The organism is uncultured Granulicatella sp. (assembly GCF_963516875.1).
GTDB lineage: Bacteria > Bacillota > Bacilli > Lactobacillales > Aerococcaceae > Granulicatella.
The window spans coordinates 19,575-39,595 of record NZ_CAUQCL010000004.1; the positions used below are offsets into that span (position 1 = coordinate 19,575).

Below are 20,021 nucleotides of genomic sequence, written 5' to 3' on the forward strand. Positions count from 1 at the left end.
TGTCAGGAAGGCTTAATAAAGAAAAATAAACATAATCATAAACGCTTTATTTATCTGTCAATAATTGGTACAATAGACTAGAAATACAGTGACTCATGTCACAATAAAGGAGGAAATACAGTGTCTAACGAAGTAGAAGTACAAGAAACACTGAATGATCAATTACAAGTTCGCCGTGAAAAAATGCATCAATTACGTGAAAAAGGAGTAGAGCCTTTTTCAACAGGATTTAAACAAAAACAATCCACTGAAGAAATTCATCAACAATTTGAAGGTGCAACAAAAGAAAGCTTAGCTGAACAAGAAGAAGTAACTGTTCAAATCGCAGGTCGTATTATGACAAAACGTGGAAAAGGAAAAGCAGGTTTTGCGCATATTCAAGATGGTAAAGGTCAAATTCAAATTTATGTTCGTAAAGATGTTGTCGGAGACGAAGCTTATGAATTATTTGATAAAGCTGACTTAGGAGATATCGTTGGTGTTGTAGGAACAGTTATGGTGACAAACACTGGTGAATTATCTGTTAAAGCTATTCAATTTGTTCATTTAACAAAAGCTTTACGTCCACTACCAGATAAATATCATGGATTAACAAATGTGGAACAACAATACCGTCAACGTTACTTAGACTTAATTAGTAACCGTGATAGTATGGATCGTTTTGTAACACGTAGTAAAATTATCCGTGAAATTCGTCATTACTTAGATTCTCGTGATTATTTAGAAGTGGAAACACCAGTATTACACACATTAGCTGGTGGTGCGAATGCTCGTCCATTTATTACTCACCATAATGCTTTAGATATGGAATTATACATGCGTATTGCTCCAGAATTACACTTAAAACGTTTAGTAGTAGGTGGTATGGAACGTGTGTATGAAATCGGTCGTGTATTCCGTAATGAAGGAATCGATACAACTCATAACCCTGAGTTTACATCAATCGAAATCTATACTGCTTACACTGACTATCAAGATGTTATGGACTTAACAGAAGGAATCGTATCAAGTGTTGCGCAAGAAGTTTTAGGTAAAACAAAAGTTCCTTATGGAGAATATGAAGTTGAATTAAAAGCTCCTTGGAAGAGAGTTCATATGGTAGATGCCATTAAAGAAGTAACAGGAGTAGACTTCTGGGTAGAAATGACAGATGAAGAAGCTCGTGCAATTGCTAAAGAAAAAGGTGTGAAAGTTGAAGACTCAATGACTTATGGTCACGTCGTAAATGAGTTCTTCGAAACATTTGTAGAAGAAACATTAATTCAACCAACATTTATTTATGGACATCCAGTAGCAGTGTCTCCACTTGCTCGTAAAAATGATGAAGACCCACGCTTCACAGATCGTTTCGAATGCTTCATTTGTACAAAAGAATATGCAAATGGATTTACAGAGTTAACAGATCCAATCGATCAACGTGAACGTTTCATGAAACAAGTAGAAGAAAAAGAAACAGGTAACGATGAAGCTCATCCATTAGATGAAGATTTCGTACAAGCATTAGAATATGGATTATCTCCAACTGGTGGTGTAGGTATCGGTATTGACCGTTTAGTAATGTTACTAACAAATAGCCAATCAATCCGTAATGTATTACTATTCCCAACAATGAAACATCAAGACTAATAGAAGAGGCATTTCCTAGAAAATCCAAGACGGAGAAACCGTCTTGGATTTTTTCTGTTCTGTGGAAGGTTCTGCCTGTTTCTTTTGTAGATTTTATGGTAAAATGACACCGTATGTATAGAATGAAAGAAGGTGTCAATGGACAAGTGGATGAACAATTTGAAGGAAGAATTCCACCGCAAAATTTAGATGCAGAACAATCTGTTTTAGGAGCGATATTATTAGATCCAGATTCAATTGTATCTGTAATGGAATTTTTAATGCCAGATGATTTTTATCGTGTAAATCATCAAGTCATTTTTAAAGCGATGGTAGAGTTAAATAATGATTCTTCGCCCATTGATATTGTTTCAGTTGCAGAACGTTTAAATCAAAATAAACAATTAGAAAATGCAGGGGGACAATTTTATTTACTAGAATTAGCTGAAAAAGTTCCAACTGCTTCGAATGTAGAATATTATTCTAAAATCGTAAGTGAAAAATCAACTTTACGAAAATTAATTCGAACTTCTACGGATATTGCAACAGATGCATATGGTGAAACAGATGAAGTAGCAGCTGTATTAGATAGAGCTGAGCGAAGTATTTTAGAAGTTTCAGAAAAGAGAAATCGATCAGGGTTTGTAGATATTACAAAAGTTTTGAATGAAGCGTATTTATCTCTTGAAGAGCGTATGAAAAATACAGGAGAAATTACAGGGATTCCAACCGGATATATTGATTTAGACCGAATGACTTCAGGACTTCATTCGGATGAATTAATTATTTTAGCAGCACGTCCATCTGTTGGTAAAACAGCGTTTGTATTAAATATTGCGAAAAATGTTGCGACAAAAACAAATGAAACGGTAGCTATTTTCAGTTTAGAAATGAGTGCAGAATCTCTTGTAAACCGTATGTTATGTTCAGAAGGTAGTATTGATGCAAGTAATATGCGAAATGGTCGTTTAACGGAAGAAGAACTTCGTAGTTATTTTGTAGCATCGGGTACTTTATCGAATGCACCCATTTATATTGATGATACTCCTGGGATTCGTGTGTCAGAAATTCGTGCGAAATGCAGACGATTAAAACAAGAACGAAATAATCTTGGATTAATTGTAATTGATTACTTACAATTAATTGAAGGGAATGGACGAGAAAGTCGTCAACAAGAAGTTTCAGAAATTTCAAGAAATTTAAAGAAACTTGCTAAAGAACTAAGTGTTCCAGTTATTGCTTTATCTCAATTATCACGTGGAGTAGAGCAAAGACAAGATAAACGTCCGGTGATGTCGGATATTCGTGAATCAGGTTCGATTGAGCAAGATGCGGATATTGTAGCATTCTTATATCGAGATGATTATTACCGACAAGAACCAGATGAAGATGGAAATGTTCCACAACAAGAATCGAATAATATTATTGAAGTCATTATAGAAAAGAACCGTAGCGGTCCACGAGGAACCGTAGAATTAATGTTTATAAAAGAATATAATAAATTTACATCGATAGCATCGAAAAGTTTAGAAGCTACAATGCCACCAATGTAAAAAATAAATTAAAGAGGTGCGGATATGTCATCAGTAGTAGTAGTAGGTACACAATGGGGAGACGAAGGAAAGGGTAAAATTACAGATTTCCTTAGTGAACAGGCAGAGTATGTTGCTCGTTATCAAGGGGGCGATAATGCTGGTCATACGATTCAATTTGGAGGAGAAACGTATAAATTACATTTAATTCCATCAGGAATTTTTTCTCATGAAAAACTTTGTATTATTGGGAATGGGGTTGTCGTTAATCCAAAATCTTTAGTAACAGAGTTAGCCTATTTACATGAAAGAAATATTGCGACTGATAATTTAAGAATTTCAGATCGTGCACACGTAATCTTGCCATATCATATTGAATTGGATCGTTTACAAGAAGAAGCTAAAGGGGACAAAAAAATCGGTACAACGATTAAAGGAATTGGACCTGCATATATGGATAAAGCAGCTCGTGTGGGAATTCGTATTGCGGATTTATTAGATCGAGAAGTTTTTGAAGAACGTTTGCGTATTAATTTAGAAGATAAAAACCGTCAATTTACGAAATTATATGATGCAAATCCAATGAATTTTGAAGAAATTTTGGAAGAATATTATGAATATGGGCAACAAATTAAACAATATGTTTGTGATACTTCCGTATTATTAAATGAAGCTTTAGATAATGGAAAACGTGTGTTATTTGAAGGCGCACAAGGCGTGATGTTGGATATTGACCAAGGAACTTATCCATTTGTAACATCTTCGAATCCATTAGCAGGTGGAGTAACGATAGGTAGTGGTGTTGGCCCTTCAAAAGTGACAAAAGTAGTCGGTGTTTGTAAAGCCTATACTTCTCGTGTAGGAGACGGACCATTCCCTACAGAATTATTTGATGAAATTGGAAGCCGTATTCGTGAAGTTGGTCGTGAATATGGAACAACTACTGGACGTCCACGTCGTGTTGGATGGTTTGACAGTGTTGTGATGAGACATTCTAAACGTGTATCAGGTATTACAAATTTATGCTTAAATAGTATCGATGTATTAACTGGATTAGAAACTGTAAAAATTTGTGTTTCTTATCGTAACCCAAATGGAGAAGAAATTCGCCATTATCCAGCAAGTTTAGTAGAATTAGGACAATGTGAACCTGTTTATGAAGAACTTCCAGGTTGGAGTGAAGATATTACAGGATGTCGTACATTAGAAGAATTACCAATTGAAGCGCAAAACTATGTACGCAGAGTTTCAGAATTAGTAGGAGTAAAAATCTCAACATTCTCAGTAGGTCCTGATAGAAATCAAACCAACATTTTAGAAGATGTTTGGGATAGTAAATAATATTTCCCGAACGCTCAATCGCAAGAGAGGAGCTCGTTATGAAAAAAATTTTAGTCGTAGATGACGAAAAACCAATCTCAGATATTGTCAAATTTAGTTTGTCAAAAGAAGGGTTCGAAGTTGTTGCCGCATTTGATGGGGAAGAAGGATTAGCAGTTTTTGCTGCTGAAAATCCCGATTTAGTGATTTTAGATTTGATGTTACCAAAAATTGAAGGGTTAGAAGTTTGTCGAGAAATTCGTAAAACTAGTAATGTTCCAATTATTATGGTAACTGCAAAAGATTCAGAAATTGATAAAGTGTTAGGCTTAGAATTAGGAGCCGATGACTACGTGACAAAACCATTCTCAAATCGAGAATTAATTGCTCGTGTAAAAGCTAATTTACGTCGTCAACATGTTGCCCCTAGTGAACCAGATGAAGAAAAGGTAGCCAATGAAATTGTGTTAGGTTCTCTCATTATTCATGAGGATGCATATGTTGTATCCAAACGAGGAGAAGAAATTGAATTAACTCACCGTGAGTTTGAATTACTTCACTATTTAGCAAAACATATTGGTCAAGTGATTACAAGAGAACATTTATTACAAACCGTTTGGGGTTATGACTATTTTGGAGATGTTCGTACGGTTGACGTAACTGTCAGACGTTTACGTGAAAAAATTGAAGATACACCAAGTCATCCGACATGGATTATGACAAGACGTGGAGTAGGTTACTATATTAAAACTCCAGAACAAGAAAAAGAAGCTTAGAAAGATGCGCTTTTCTTTACCAAGAACTATTCTGGGAAGAAAGGCGCATTTATTATCTATAAAGGAGATATCATATGCAAAAAGTGAAACGATTTTTTCGTTCCATTCAATTTAAAATTCCAGTGTTATTCATTTTCATGCTGATGATTTCTTTGCAATTAATTGTTGCGAATTTCTTGCGTCAATTGGAAACACAGATGATTTCCAACTTCCAAGAACAAATTCAATTGCAAGTTGGATTTTTGAAAAATAGTGTGCAACCTATTTTAGCAAGAGATGATAAAGATGAAGTGAAAATAGCCGAAATCTCTAAAATACTACAAGATTATCCAACGGGTAGTAGTATTGTAGAAGCTCGTATTATGGATACTCAGGGATATATTTTAGGAACAACCAATCAATCGCAACAATCCGTTGTTGGGACTCGAACAACAGAAGCAGATGCACAACAAGTATTATTAACCAATGATGTGTATGCTTACAATTATACTGAACATGAAAATCGTTATTGGAAGATTGTTTCGCCAATTTCTCCAATAAGCGGCAATTCTGGTAATCCATTAGGAATTATTTCTGTTACGACAAATATTGAGTCAAGGTATACACAAGTAAAAGATATTGGAGTTATTTTCGTTAGTTCATCTTTGATTGCGATTGTATTAGTAATTATTATTACATTCCTTATTTCTCAAGGAATTACTAAACCAATTGCGGAGATGAAGAAACAAACGGAAAAAATAGCAGAGGGAAATTATACTGGAGAAGTTAAAATTTATAGTGATGATGAGTTAGGGCAGTTAGGTCAAGCGATTAATGATCTTTCATTTAAAATTAAAGAAGCACAAGAAAGTACTGAATCAGAACGTCAACGTTTAGACAGTGTCTTGCGTCATATGAGTGATGGAGTAATTGCTACGGATAGACGTGGTCGTATTGTTATTATGAATACGGCAGCTTTAGATATTTTGAATTTAAAATCAGAAAAAGTGATAGGAATTCCCCTTCTTGAAATTCTTCCATTGGAAGAGCGGGTAACTTTTAGAGAATTATTAGAAACACAACAAGAGCGTTTGATTCATTTAGAAGAGGATGGAGAAGATTCCATTATTCAATGTGAATTTTCTGTGATTCAACGAGAATCAGGATTTATTAGTGGATTAGTCTGCGTTCTAACCGACGTTACCGAGCAACAGAAAATTGAACGTGAACGTAGAAACTTCGTGTCCAATGTATCTCATGAGTTACGGACACCATTGACTAGTATTAAGAGTTATACAGAAGCATTAGTCGATGGAGCGTGGGAAAATAAAGAAATTGCTCCAGGATTTTTAAATGTTATTGAAACGGAAACCGATCGTATGATGCGAATGATTACAGATTTGTTGAATTTATCTCGTATGGACCAAAATCGTTTTGGATTAGAAAAAGAATTTATTAATATGAATGAATTAGTAGTCCATATTGTGAATCGATTTGAAATGGTATTGCAATCAGAGCCTTATCGAGATAAAAATTATCGTATTTTAACGGATATTACGCAACGTGATTTATGGGTGGAATTAGATCAAGATAAGATTACTCAAGTGTTAGATAATATTATTAATAATGCGATTAAATATTCTCCAGATGGGGGACGTATTATTGTTCGTTTAATGGAAACTCATACGGATATTATTGTAAGTGTGAGCGATGAAGGATTAGGAATTGCTAGAAAAGATATTCCTCATTTATTCGACCGTTTTTATCGTGTGGATAAAGCACGTTCTCGTGCAATGGGGGGAAGTGGTCTTGGATTAGCGATTGCTCAAGAAGTAGTCCAATTACATGGCGGAAAAATTTGGGTCAATAGTATTGAAAATAAAGGATCTACCTTCTTTGTTTCCTTACCATATATTCCATTTGAAGAGGATGGTGAATGGGAATGAGAATTCGTTCTAGATATTTAATTGCTGTTTTAATCGTTTTAAGTTTATTTAGTTTAGTCTTAACGGCAGTGATTGTTTTTCGTCCAGTAGAAATTTTTTCATATAACGGATTAACAAGAAATGTGACTTCTACAAATCAAGATAATAGTACACAGGCACGAGTTAACTACGCTTTAGAGGACGTTTTTCGACCAACTCGTTTTGTCTATTCTTATGAAAATAAGGTAAAAATGACGAGTGATGCGGCGATTATTGAATCTGTGAATAATGCCTTAGTGGGAAAATATAAGGAAATTGGAAAGAAAGAAGTACTATCGCAAGAAAATTATGAACAATTAGTATTAAGAGACTCCTTTAGTCAATTACTGTTCGATGCTCCTGTTACTTTTTCAATTATGAGTCGATATTTTTCAGATGTTCCCGAGGAATTTCGTCAAGAAACTTTTAGTAGAATTATATATCGCTATGATGATTCTAAAAGTGTTTATTTTGTAAATGATTATACGAAACAGTTGTACCAAGCTAAAATAGATCAAGATGTTCAAACAGAATTTTCAAAATTTTATGAAGAAGATAAATTTTATCTCGTAGAATCCTATATTTTAAAACATAAACAAGTATTTATTGAAGTGAATAATTTATCACTGGAAAAGCAAACGTATTTAATGGAACAAATACCGATTAGTTTTTATATTACACAATTATTTGCGAATCCATCAGAGTTGAGAAATAGAAGTGATGGGCAATCCATTATTTATAATGATAATTTATCCCAATTAAAAATGGATCGTTCAACGAATGTTATTTCCTATTATCAAAATCGTGTGGATGATGAGCCTTTATCATTGACGGTTCATTTACAGCAATCCTTTGCTCAAATGAAAAAAATTGGTGGATGGAAATTAGGAATGAGTTTTTCTGATTTTGATACAGAAAGAAAAATTGTGGAATATATGCGTTACGTTGGTTCCTATCCAATTCTTTCGGATGCAAAGGAAGGTTTTTCTCAATTTATTATTACGCTTACTGGGGTAGAAAAGATGCGTTTGTCTTCGCTGATTGCGGAAACGCCTATTCCTGCTAAAAATCAAAAGGTTGATTTAATGAGTGGAAAAGAATTAATGGATCAAATCTTAGGTAAAGGAATTTCCTTAAGTACGTTAGAGGATATTCGACTAGGATATGCTTGGAAATCAAGTCCAGAAAGTAATCAAATCGTTGAATTTCTTCCAAATTGGTATATAAAAGTAGATGGAAATTGGAGAACATTAGAAGAATTAAATCAACCACTAAAAGATCAAGGAGGGGATAGCGATGGATTTTAGACGATCGACTTTGGTATTAATTATCAGTTTCCTCTTTTTAGATATATTTTTATTTGGACTATTTTGGCAAATGAAAAAAGAAGTAAAAACTCCTTTAAATACCAGTATTAATGTAATGGAACAAATGCGAAATGATGGAATTACAGTAACGGGAGTGAACATGACCGTAGAATCTCTTCCAATTATTCAAATTAGTCCGATTAGTATTGAAGCACCTGTGAATGCATTGCCGAGTCAGGTTGTATCTTATGATAAGGGAGTCATTTCCTCTCAATTAATTTTTCCAATCCAATTAACATTAGATGCTAATGCCACAGCAACTATGGAAAATTTTGCAGAATTAACAGCTTATGTTGAGAGTGGAGCGATTGTCAATGGAAATCAATATACATGGTTCAATTATAATCCCACAACACGAAAAGTGATTTATGCACAAAGAGCGAATCAAATACCGGTTATGGATGGAAGTAGTCAAATTATTTTTACCTTGAATGCTAATAATCAAGTCATTAGTTATGAGCAAACTTTTGCAGGGAATGTTGAAAAACTAGGGAATAATCGTTCTTTAATTACTTCTCAAAAGGCAATGGAAGTATTATATTTGGCAGGAAGAATTCCAACTCGATCAATGATTTCAGTTGTTCGATTATCTTATTATAAATCGTTAGCTTTAAAAGATTTATCTATCTATTCTCCAGCTTGGTATGTAGAATTTAAACAAGCGGATGGGCAAATGATTGTTCGACGAGTAGATGCCATTCGAGGAACTGTATTAACAAATGAAGCAACTGAAACAGTCAATACAGGAACAACGCAATAGGAAGGAAGGAAATATGAGCGAATCAAGTTTTTTAGTGAGTTTATTAGCGAGTGGAAGTTCGGGTAATGCAACCTATATTGAAACTCCACAAAGAAAAATTTTAGTGGATTGTGGCTTAACAGGAAAAGCTATTGCCGTCCAAATGGAAAAAATTGGACGCTCAGTAGCAGACATTGATACGATTTTAGTGACGCATGAACATGTGGATCATATTAAAGGAATCGGCGTATTAGCCCGAAAATACGGCATGGATATTTATGCAAATGAGACAACATGGAAAGCAATGGAAAATAAAAATATTGGTGTGATTAAGCAAGAACAAAAGCACTTATTTGAACCAGGAATAACAAAAACTTTTGGTGATATTGATATTGTTAGTTTTTCCGTGTCTCATGATGCAGCATCCCCTCAATTTTACGCATTTCAAAAGGATCAAAAACAATTTGTCATGTTAACGGATACGGGTTATGTGAGTGAGAAATTAAGAAAATTATTGTATAATGCCGATGCTTATTTAATGGAAAGTAATCATGATGTCGATATGTTACGGATGGGAAATTATGCCTGGCATTTAAAACAAAGAATTCTTAGCGATAAAGGACATTTATCAAACGAAGATGGTGCATTAGCGATGTGTGAAATGCTAGGAGATAAAACAAAAAGAATTTATTTAGGACATTTAAGTCAAGATAATAATTTGAAAGAATTAGCGTATCAAACTGCGGAATCCATTCTATTACAACATGATTGTGGGATTCATGATACTTTTGAAGTGTATCATACAGATCCATATGAACCGACTGAATTGTTTAGAGTTTAATAGAATTTTCAAAAAATAATGGGATTTTTAACAACTTTATAACGATTTAATTACATTATCTTCAAACTTTTTTCAAAAAGCTAGATTAGTATAAGAGTGTCAAAAGAAAGCAATGAAGTGAAAAAGGAGGGATATTCATGACAAATGAATTCCATGAAGAAGTAGAAACTACACAAGAAAATACAGCGTTAAATGAAGAAATTACACAAGAACCTACTCCGGTAGAAAAGAGAAGTGCTAAAAAGAAAAAAGCTTTTCGTTCCGGTTTTGTTGGAGGAGTAACGGGTGGATTGTTAGCCGTTATTATTGGATTTGGCGCTATGAGTGCAACAGGAACATTAAACCAATTAACTGGAGCAAAATCAACTACAACAAGTACGTCAACTGTAAAAACAAGCCCAACAGCTTTATCGAATAAGGGTGCTGGAGATGTTTCAGATGTTGTTGCGAATGTAAAAAATGCAGTTGTATCTGTTATTAATAAACAAAGTTTAAATCAAAATAACTTATTTGGAAGCTACGGACAAGGTCGTCGACAAAATCAAAAAACAGAAGATAGTGATCTAACAACTGCTTCTGAAGGTAGTGGAGTTATTTATAAAGTTGAAAATGGCTATGCTTATATCGTAACAAATAATCATGTCATTTCTGGTTCTCAAGAATTAGAAGTATTAATGGCAGATGGAACTCGTGAAAAAGCAGAATTAATTGGTGCAGATAAATGGACTGATTTAGCAGTATTAAAAATTAAAGCAGATAAAGTGACAACTGTTGCGGAGTTTGCGAATTCAGATGAAGTGAAAGCTGGGCAAACAGCTATCGCTATCGGTTCGCCTCTAGGAACTGAATTTGCTACAAGTGTGACTCAAGGAATTGTATCTGCCAAAGACCGTTCTGTTCCAACAGATGTGGATGGCGATGGCAAACAAGATTGGGTTGTAACGGCTATCCAAACAGATGCTGCTATTAATCCAGGAAATTCTGGTGGAGCATTAGTCAATGCCGCAGGACAAGTCATTGGAATCAATTCTATGAAAATTAGTAAATCTAGCGTAGAAGGTATTGGATTTGCGATTCCAAGTAATGAAGTCGTTTCGATTATTAATCAATTAGAAAAATCAGGAAAAGTGATTCGTCCCGTATTAGGTATTTCAATGGTAGATTTAACATCTGTTTCTTCTCAAGGACGTCAACAATTAGCCTTATCGAATGATGTCAAAGAAGGTGTTGTTGTAGCAGATGTTCAAGAGAATAGTAGTGCAAGTAAAGGCGGATTAAAACAATATGATGTCATTACGGAAATTGATGGTAAAGCAATTACAGGTGTACAAACATTAAGAAAAGCATTGTATAGTAAAACCGTTGGCTCTAGTATGGAAGTAACGTACTATAGAAATGGACAAAAACAAACAGCAACGATTCAATTAACAAGTTCAGATAGTCCAAGTTTATAAAATAATGTATCCACATAGTTATCCACAAAAATGTTGATAACTATGTGGATATTTTTTCAAATTTTGTAGAAAAAAGAAAAAATAATTTATAAAAATCATTGATATGATAAGCTTTTTTTGAAAATAAGTTATCCACAGGTTAGGGGCTAATTGTGAATAAGTTTATTGTCATAGGGGTTGGAACATTGTTATATCAACGTTTTAGAAGAATTTAGATAACTTTGTATAATGGAATAAAATTGTGGATAAAACACACGAACAAGATATAACAGAAATATTACAAAAAAAGGGTATTGACCAATATATAGTGGAATAAGTAGTAGAATAAACAAAATTTAGTAGCGAACATGTGTACATGTGGATAACTCTGTGGATAAGTTGTGTTTTCTTAAAATATTTTGAAAAAATCTTGAGGAGTTGGGGAAAAGGGAATATACTATTGTTAGTAATGGAGAAGTACCCAAGAGGCTGAAGGGGTCGCACTCGAAATGCGATAGGTCGTGAAAGCGGCGCGGGAGTTCAAATCTCCTCTTCTCCTTATATATTATTGATATATCAACGTTTGTAGAGGTTTTGTTCCAAGTCTGTTCCGAGAATGAAGCCTTTTTTTAATAGAGTTTTCGAATGAACATTGGTATAATAATGCTATTATATGTAGAAATTTAACCAAAATATAAAGATATAAGGAGTGAGAATATGCCAAGATTTCTTGTTGGAGCAACTGAAGACACTTGGAATTTTGATGCGGCTTATGAAGCTGCGAAGGATGGAGATATTATTGAATTTACTCCTAATTTAACTATGAATTTTACAAAAGAACCTTTTACTGAAATTACAAAAAATATTACAATTATTGGTCATGTAGAAGGGAATACATTTCTAAATACAATTACGGGAAAAATTAAAATTTCTAATAAAGCAAAGGTGACGTTTCAGAATTTGTGGATGTCTGTATTAGAAAATCAAAATATGTTTCGTATTAATGGAGAATCGGAAGTAACTTTTGAAAATTGTGTCATGCAAAGCGAATTTCCATCAAATGAGTATTTCTTGTTGCTTTCAGAAGAAAAAAGTAAAGTCAAATTTAAGAACTTTACAACAAGATTACCGGATAAACATCAATTAGGGATGAAATTTGTTCATTCAGCAGTTTCTATTCAAGATTCTACCATTCAAAATCGATTATGGATTCGAGAAAATTCGGAATTAGAGTTTGTTCGTTCGAAAATGGAGTGTAGTCGTCCTAAATCTGTATGGAGTGAAGATTCAAAATTAATGATTATTTCGAGTCAGATTTCTGGAACTTTTGAAGAAGGAACGAATCCTGTTTTGGATATCAACCAGAGTGAAATCAATTTGGAAGATAGTATTGTTGAGGGCGTTGGAACAAATTATTACACCATTTTACTTCAAAGTGGAAGTAGGGGAGTTTTTAAAAATCTAACGGTTAGTTTTATGAGAATCAAAAATAGCCATATTCGTATGGTAAATGGATCTGTAAAGCATAACTTAGCAATAGCAGAAGAATCAACTTTATATTCACAAGGTAGACTACACTTTTTAAATAAAGAAAGTAGACATATTCCAATTAGTTTAACAACAAACGCTTTATTTGTTGGAGATAGTATAGAAGTGGAAAAAGAAATTTCTCCTATTATTCGTGCCAAGGAAGGATCTTGCTTTGTTGCGAATGACTTTATTCATTTAAATGGAGATGCCTCAAAACTAAACTATGAAACAGATGAAACGAGTCAATGCAGAGTTACTCAAAAACATAAAGCAGCCCCAGAAAGAAGCGAAAAAAGGGAGATTATTCGAACAGAGGATGCACAAAAAGCTCATCATACGAATACAGATTACTATGCACAATTACAAGGATTAATTGGATTAAAAACCGTCAAAGAAAAGGTTGATAAATTAATTCAACAAGCAAAGTATAATCAATTACAAATTAAGCAAGGATTGCCTCCTGAAAAAATGACGATGCACGCAGCTTTCTTAGGAAATCCAGGAACGGGTAAAACTACTGTTGCACGTTTAATGGGACAAATCTTATTCCAATATGGAGCCTTAAAAGGGGAAGAGTTCAAATTTGTAGAAGTATCAGCAGCTGATTTATTATCTGGATATGTGAATCAAACAGCAGAACAAACACGTAAGAAATTAGAAGAAGCTAAAGGTGGCGTGTTATTTATTGATGAAGCGTATGCATTAAATAAAAAAGGTTCGAATAGCACAGGGGAAGAAGCGATTAATGAACTATTGACGTATATGGAAAACCATCGTGATGATATTATGGTGATTTTTGCAGGATATACAAAAGAAATGGAACAATTTTTTGATGTGAATCCAGGCTTTAACTCTCGTGTACCTCATCAGTTAGTGTTTGAAGATTATTCACCTGATGAAATTGTTCAAATGGGACTTAAAATTTTTGAAGGAAAGGCTCGAAAAGTTGAAGATCCAGAATTTTATGCTCGTAACATTAAAAAAGCTTATAAACGTTCCTTAGATAAGAGTAATGCTCGATGGATTCGTAATCAAAATGAGCAAATTATGCAAGAATTTATTTTCCGTGTGATGTCACAAGATGGTGAAGATATGACGTTGATTAAAAACCAAGATATTGAAAAAGCATTGTCACAAGGAAGCTATGAAGAATCTGACAATAAAGTTGATGCATGGAAGCAATTAAATCAATTAATTGGTTTAGAAAAAGTCAAAGAACAAGTCAATGCCTTTATTAATCAAGTAGAATTATCGAAGGTAAGACAAGAACAAGGAATTGAAACCAAAAATATTACGTTACATTCGTTATTCTTAGGAAATCCAGGGACGGGTAAAACAACGGTTGCTAGAATTATTGGCGAATTATTGTATCAAAAAGGCATGATTGCAACGAATAAAATGGTGGAAGTTTCTCGTGGAGATTTAATTGGTGGTTATCAAGGGCAAACAGCTATTAAAACAAGAGAACAGTTACAGGCTGCTCTTGGTGGAGTTTTATTTGTTGATGAAGCCTATTCTTTAAAACATGGTCCTAATGATAATTTTGGGCAAGAGGCTATTGATGAAATTTTGAAATTTATGGAAGATCATCGTCATGATATGGTTGTCATTTTTGCAGGATATCATAAAGAGATGAGTGTATTTTTAGAAACAAATTCAGGACTAGCGAGTCGTGTTCCGAATACATTTGATTTTGAAGATTATACATCTGAAGAAATTGCTCAAATTGGATTGTATGAATTAGCTAGTGATTCCCTAACGGTAGATGAAGAAGCGTATCGTCAAGTAGTTGCAACAGCATATGCTAGAACAAATGACCGCAGTAATGGTCGTTGGATTCGTAACTTCAATGAGAAGTTAAGATTACGTCTAGCTACTCGATTTGGTAATAATCCATCTATTGATCCAAACCAAATAATCCAACAAGATTTAGATGATGTGTTGGCGATGTTAAAATAAGAGCAAACAAAAAAAGCTGCGTTAGCAGCTTTTTTGTTTTACATGAAATATCCTAAGTAATAACGAACAAATAATGCAGCAGCTACAGCACCGATAAATGGAGCAGTACCTGGAACTAATAATCCATATTGCCAGTCATTATTGACTTTGTTTTTGATTGGTAATACTTGGTAAGCTAAACGAGGTCCTAAGTCACGAGCTTGGTTCATCGCAAATCCAGTAGTACCACCTAGACCCATACCAACAGCCCATACAAGTAAACCAACAATAATGTTTAATTGATCTTTATTCACTTGTTCAGTAGCTAAGATAGCTGTTAAAAAAATAAATGTTGCAAATGCTTCGACGAAGTAGTTACGAGGTAAGTTGCGGCAATTAGGGTTTGTAGAGAAGATATTACGAATGGCAATTCCATCTACTTGACCCTCAGAAGCTGTAAAGTGGTCTGCATACATGAACCATACGATAACTGCACCAACGAAAGCTCCTAAAAATTCAGCAATTGCTATAGGAATAAATTGTTCAGCAGGTAATAATCCTAATACAACTTTTGCTAATGCCATGGCTGGGTTAATACTAACTCCACCAAAGATGAATAATGTTACTGTGATACCGAATGCCCATGTTGTGATGGCGAATAAGTGACCTGAACCATTGTATTTCGTTTTTTTCAATACTTCGTCACAGTGTACCCCAACCCCGAATAAAATCATTAGGGCAGTTCCCATAAATTCTGATGATAATAAGTGAATAAATTCTTGTGTAAACATAAAAATATAAAACCCCTTTTTATTATTAAATTATGATAATACTTCTTTTTCTAGTAGTTGATAGACTTTTCCAATTGGCAATTGATGTTCTCTAGCAAGTCTGGCACAATCCTCATATTCAAGAGTTGTTTTAGAGATGTTTTGGTATGTGTTTTGTTTGACACGAATGGTTCCTAGGCTAGTTTTTACTTCTTGAAAAGTTCGTTGCATGACTTTTCTTGAAATTTTTTGATACCGAAATCCAATGGTGCTTGTTTGCTCAAATAGAATGTTAGTAAATTCCTCTAATTGGGAGAGAGAAATTAAAATCGTTACATGAATAGCTGGTCGATTTTTCTTTGCTAGAACACTGAAATAAGTGACATCTAGCGCTCCTTTTTCATATAGGAAATCCATTAAAAATCCCATTTGTTCAGGAGTTTGATCATCAATGGTCGTATCAATTTGATAAATATCATCATCTAACTGGTGCACTTCTTTGAAAGAGTGAGTTGTTGGATGACATAAACTTCCACGTAATGCATTGAATTTTCCAGTATCTCTCTTTCCAAATCCATAACCTACAGAAGTAATCTCTAAGTTTTCTGGAATGGTAAAGTCTGGATGAATGGCTTTTAGTAAGGCGAGACCAGTTGGTGTAATGAGTTCAGTTTTAATATCGAAATCTTGATGAATTAAGATAGAAGTTCCTTTTCTTAATTGCATAACAGCTGGAACAGGTACAGGTATAACGCCATGAGCGACTTTGATTGTACCACTACCTTCGACTAAAGGGGCGCTATATACTTTTGTAATCCCTAAGTTTTCAAATAAAATGAAGAAACTAGCGATATCTACAATCGAATCAATTGCTCCCACTTCGTGGAAATGAATGTGTTCAATAGGTACTTGATGAACCGCAGATTCTGCTCGAGCGATGTCACGGAACACTTCCATACTTTTTTCTTTTACAAAGTCAGAAACGGTACTATTTTCAAAAATTTCAATAATTTCTTGTAAGCCACGAACGTCATCGTGATGATGGTGACCGTGTTCATGATGATAATCGTGTTCATGATGATGATCGTGTTCATGATGATGATCGTGTTCATGGTGATGCTCATGGTCATGCGTGAAATCTCCATGAACTCCATGGTCCTTTTCACCATGTTCTAAATGAACATCGAAATCAATTCCATAAATACTGCTCTTTGCAGTTTTATGAATATGTAAATGATAGCCATCTACAGCTAATTTTTTAAGTTCTTGTTGTAAATAATCTGAACTAGCTCCTAAATCAATAAGAAGACCGTTCAACATATCTCCACTAATGCCAGATAAAGGCTCTAAATATAAATGTGTCATGATGAAGCACCTCGAATCTGATTAATCATGCTAGCAGAATAAGCAGCACCGAATCCATTATCAATGTTGACAACTGTTACACCAGAAGCGCACGAAGTTAACATACTCATCAGAGTCGTTAGACCTTGTAAGTTACTTCCATATCCTACGCTTGTAGGAACGGCAATGACTGGAACATCTACTAATCCTGCAACTACACTCACAAGAGCACCTTCCATACCAGCGATGACAATAATCACACTAGCGCCACGAATATCATCTAAACGGTTAAATAGTCGATGGATACCCGCAACTCCAACATCATAAATGCGTTTCACAGGGTTCCCAAATGTTTCAGCCGTAATCGCAGCTTCTTCTGCTACCGGCATATCACTCGTTCCTGCTGTTACAACAGCAATATAGTGTTTGGATTGAATTGGAGTTGGATGAACGACAAAAGCTCTTGCAGTTTCGTAATAATATCCGTGAGGGATTTTGTTCAATAAATATTGCCCTTTTTCACTGTCTACTCTAGTTGCTAGTACAGGAAGATTTTCTTTTTCTAATGAATGAATAATTTGTTCAATTTGCTCTTTTGTTTTCCCTTCTCCGTAAATAATTTCTGGAAATCCATTTCTTTTATTACGAGAAAGGTCAAGAGAAGCAAAACCTAAATCGTCGATACCTTCTAATTTAGAGGTAGCTTCCTCTAGTGAAAGTTCTCCTTTTTGAAAGCGAATAAGAATCTCTTTTTTATCCATAATGAATTCCTAATCTTCAACGATGACAGATAAACCATCACGAATAACCGTTACTTTAGCATCTGGACCTTCAATTTCTAAAGCTCGAGCTAATGCTTCGTCAAATGTTTTTGCAATTTCCATATGCATATCTGTAATTAATGTAGGATCGACCAAATCAGAAACAAAAATGACACGGTGATGGACTAAAATACGAGCTAAAATTTGAGCAGTCCATTGGTCTGGAATTGTTTCTAAACGTGGTGTGTTAATCGCTTTTTCTAAAAATTCTTTTGGTTCTTTATAATCAGCTAAGTTGTGGTAGAATCCTGAACCCCCATGTCCGTCACGACATCCAGCAACCATAATAATAACGCCACCTTCTTTATTAGTAGCTTCAGCAGCAGTCATACCTTTAACCGCTTGATAAATATTTTGGTCAAGTGGGAATCCACCATTTGTTGAAACAGCGATATCGCAAGGAATTTTCTTAACATGAGCTAATCTACGAACGAATTCACATCCAACATGATGAGCATCTTCCATATCACCAGCGAATGAACCGATAATATGTTTTTCTCCATCTAATACAACATTAACGATAAAGGCTAATTTTGCAGTGCGTGCAGCATAAACCATATCTTCATGAATTAAATTGTGTTTTAAGTTTCCTGTTCTTGATTTATCAGAGTCGATAAATTCACCAGAGTGGTTTGCCATAATTGTTTTATAAGAAGCAATACCTGGTAATACAGATTTACGTCCACCTGAGAATCCTGCAAAGAAGTGAGATTCAATGAATCCTTCAGCAATTAATAAGTCTGCTTCTGCAGCAATACGGTTAATAATGCAGTCCCCACCTGAAGGTAATTGACCGATTTTTACCATATCTTCATCATTTGTAGAAATATGCATTACGATTTCTTCGTTATCGACAATTTCTTGACCGTACTTATGAATTAACTCTTCACGTGTTGAAGGACGGTGGAACCCTGTTGCTACTAAAATACGAATACGAGCATCTGGAGCAACACTACGAATACGACGTAAAATAATTGGAGTAATAATATGAGAAGGGACAGGACGTGTGTGATCTGAACTAATTAAGACGATGTCTTTTTTCCCTTTTGCTAGTTCTTCTAATGATTTACTTCCAATAGGATTATCCATTGATTTTTCAACGGTTTCTTGTTCAGAAAGCGGATTTGAAAAATTTTCTGCTTGAGATTCTAACAATCCTGCAAAATTTTTATCAGGAATGCTAGCAGTGATTAGTTGTTTGTCATAAGGTAATTGAATATCTACCATTTCTTAACATCTCCTTTGTAAATCGTTAACATAGTCTAGTATATATTTTTCCTAGTGGAATGATGGCACAAATGGTGTTAACATATGTTAACAAAAATATTTTCTACAAGAGGATAATATTGAGTGGGAGAATGAAGAAGTTTTTTTTAAAAAAAGGAGTGCGTCAAATGGAAGAAAATTATTTAGTAAATTTTTTGGAGGAGCATAATGCTCCCGTTATTAAAAAGAAAAAACATATGTATTTAGCGTATCATGGGTTGGAAGAATCGTATACTTATGTGTTGAAAGAAGGCGTTGTTAAAACCAGTATCATCTTAAAAGATGGAAGAGAGTTTAATTTATCTTATATTACTCCGATTGACATTATTTCATTATTAAGAGATGAGGTATCCAATTATACTTCAGCACCTTTCAATGTTCGAGTAGAATCGGATGAAGCTAGTTTTTATCGTATTCAGCGTATTAAGTTTTGGGAATATGTTAAAGAAGATCGAAAATTACAAGATTATGTTCGAGAATATTACCGAAAAAAATTATCTGAAAACATTGAATCCTTACAATATATGACGATGAATGGTAAAAAAGGTGCGGTATGTGCATTTCTTTATAAATTGGTTAAGCAATTTGGAGTTCAAACTCGAGATGGAGTATTAATTGATTTTGCAGTAACAAATGAAGATATTGCTGGATTTTGTGGAATTTCAACTCGAAATAGTGTGAATCGTATTATTCATGACTTAAAAACAGAGGGTATTGTACAAGTGAAAAATCAGAAAATCATTGTAAAGGATATTTCTTATTTAGCAGATTTTACAGGAAGAGAAGCTGAATAGGA

At 34.2% G+C, this 20,021-nt stretch carries 15 protein-coding genes and 1 tRNA gene; 12 read left to right on the plus strand and 4 right to left on the minus strand.

What is annotated here, in order from left to right; genetic code table 11:
• Positions 1–120 precede the first annotated feature (120 nt).
• The 11 genes from lysS to RWM24_RS02650 all read left to right on the plus strand — a co-directional run bounded on the left by lysS (position 121) and on the right by RWM24_RS02650 (position 15,045).
• Complete coding sequence (lysS, locus tag RWM24_RS02600; protein ID WP_314111237.1) at positions 121–1,626, plus strand: lysine--tRNA ligase; 1,506 nt, start codon at positions 121–123, stop codon at positions 1,624–1,626.
• A gap of 146 nt (positions 1,627–1,772) precedes the next feature.
• Positions 1,773–3,158 carry a replicative DNA helicase gene (gene dnaB, locus RWM24_RS02605; protein WP_314111512.1) on the plus strand — a complete coding sequence of 462 codons (1,386 nt, stop codon included), beginning with the start codon at positions 1,773–1,775 and terminating at the stop codon, positions 3,156–3,158.
• Positions 3,159–3,182: 24 nt separating this feature from the next.
• On the plus strand, positions 3,183–4,478 hold the full coding sequence (locus tag RWM24_RS02610; RefSeq protein WP_314111239.1) for an adenylosuccinate synthase: 1,296 nt from the start codon (positions 3,183–3,185) through the stop codon (positions 4,476–4,478).
• A 38-nt stretch (positions 4,479–4,516) separates the two neighbouring features.
• On the plus strand, positions 4,517–5,233 hold the full coding sequence (gene yycF / locus RWM24_RS02615) for a response regulator YycF (RefSeq protein WP_314111241.1): 717 nt from the start codon (positions 4,517–4,519) through the stop codon (positions 5,231–5,233).
• Between the two features lie 74 nt (positions 5,234–5,307).
• Complete coding sequence (walK, locus tag RWM24_RS02620; RefSeq protein ID WP_314111243.1) at positions 5,308–7,158, plus strand: cell wall metabolism sensor histidine kinase WalK; 1,851 nt, start codon at positions 5,308–5,310, stop codon at positions 7,156–7,158.
• Positions 7,149–8,483, plus strand: a complete 1,335-nt coding sequence (locus tag RWM24_RS02625; RefSeq protein ID WP_314111245.1) for a two-component system activity regulator YycH — start codon at positions 7,149–7,151, stop codon at positions 8,481–8,483. The genes walK and RWM24_RS02625 overlap by 10 nt, the downstream gene beginning before the upstream one ends.
• On the plus strand, positions 8,473–9,303 hold the full coding sequence (yycI, locus tag RWM24_RS02630) for a two-component system regulatory protein YycI (RefSeq protein ID WP_314111247.1): 831 nt from the start codon (positions 8,473–8,475) through the stop codon (positions 9,301–9,303). Before RWM24_RS02625 ends, yycI begins: the two co-directional genes overlap by 11 nt.
• Positions 9,304–9,316: 13 nt before the next feature.
• Positions 9,317–10,123 carry an MBL fold metallo-hydrolase gene (locus tag RWM24_RS02635; RefSeq protein WP_314111249.1) on the plus strand — a complete coding sequence of 269 codons (807 nt, stop codon included), beginning with the start codon at positions 9,317–9,319 and terminating at the stop codon, positions 10,121–10,123.
• 137 nt (positions 10,124–10,260) lie between these two features.
• Complete coding sequence (locus RWM24_RS02640; protein WP_314111251.1) at positions 10,261–11,577, plus strand: trypsin-like peptidase domain-containing protein; 1,317 nt, start codon at positions 10,261–10,263, stop codon at positions 11,575–11,577.
• Positions 11,578–12,027: 450 nt separating this feature from the next.
• Positions 12,028–12,115: transfer RNA gene (locus RWM24_RS02645), tRNA-Ser, on the plus strand.
• A 158-nt stretch (positions 12,116–12,273) separates the two neighbouring features.
• Complete coding sequence (locus tag RWM24_RS02650; protein ID WP_314111253.1) at positions 12,274–15,045, plus strand: AAA family ATPase; 2,772 nt, start codon at positions 12,274–12,276, stop codon at positions 15,043–15,045.
• Positions 15,046–15,083: 38 nt separating this feature from the next.
• Here RWM24_RS02650 and larD read toward each other — a convergent pair whose 3' ends face one another.
• Genes larD through larA form a run of 4 tightly spaced genes read right to left on the minus strand, consistent with a single transcriptional unit; the run spans position 15,084 to position 19,186 of the window.
• On the minus strand, positions 15,084–15,815 hold the full coding sequence (gene larD / locus RWM24_RS02655) for a D/L-lactic acid transporter LarD (RefSeq protein WP_314111255.1): 732 nt from the start codon (positions 15,813–15,815) through the stop codon (positions 15,084–15,086).
• Between the two features lie 30 nt (positions 15,816–15,845).
• Entirely contained in the window at positions 15,846–17,159 is a 1,314-nt protein-coding gene (gene larC / locus RWM24_RS02660; protein WP_314111257.1) for a nickel pincer cofactor biosynthesis protein LarC, read from the minus strand.
• The gene (gene larB, locus RWM24_RS02665) at positions 17,156–17,899 is read right to left on the minus strand and encodes a nickel pincer cofactor biosynthesis protein LarB (protein ID WP_314111259.1); all 744 of its coding nucleotides are present in this window, start codon (positions 17,897–17,899) and stop codon (positions 17,156–17,158) included. Before larB ends, larC begins: the two co-directional genes overlap by 4 nt.
• Positions 17,900–17,908: 9 nt before the next feature.
• Entirely contained in the window at positions 17,909–19,186 is a 1,278-nt protein-coding gene (gene larA, locus RWM24_RS02670) for a nickel-dependent lactate racemase (RefSeq protein ID WP_314111261.1), read from the minus strand.
• A gap of 167 nt (positions 19,187–19,353) precedes the next feature.
• Between larA and RWM24_RS02675 the strand changes: the two genes are divergently transcribed.
• Entirely contained in the window at positions 19,354–20,019 is a 666-nt protein-coding gene (locus tag RWM24_RS02675; protein WP_314111263.1) for a Crp/Fnr family transcriptional regulator, read from the plus strand.
• The last annotated feature ends 2 nt before the right edge of the window (positions 20,020–20,021 follow it).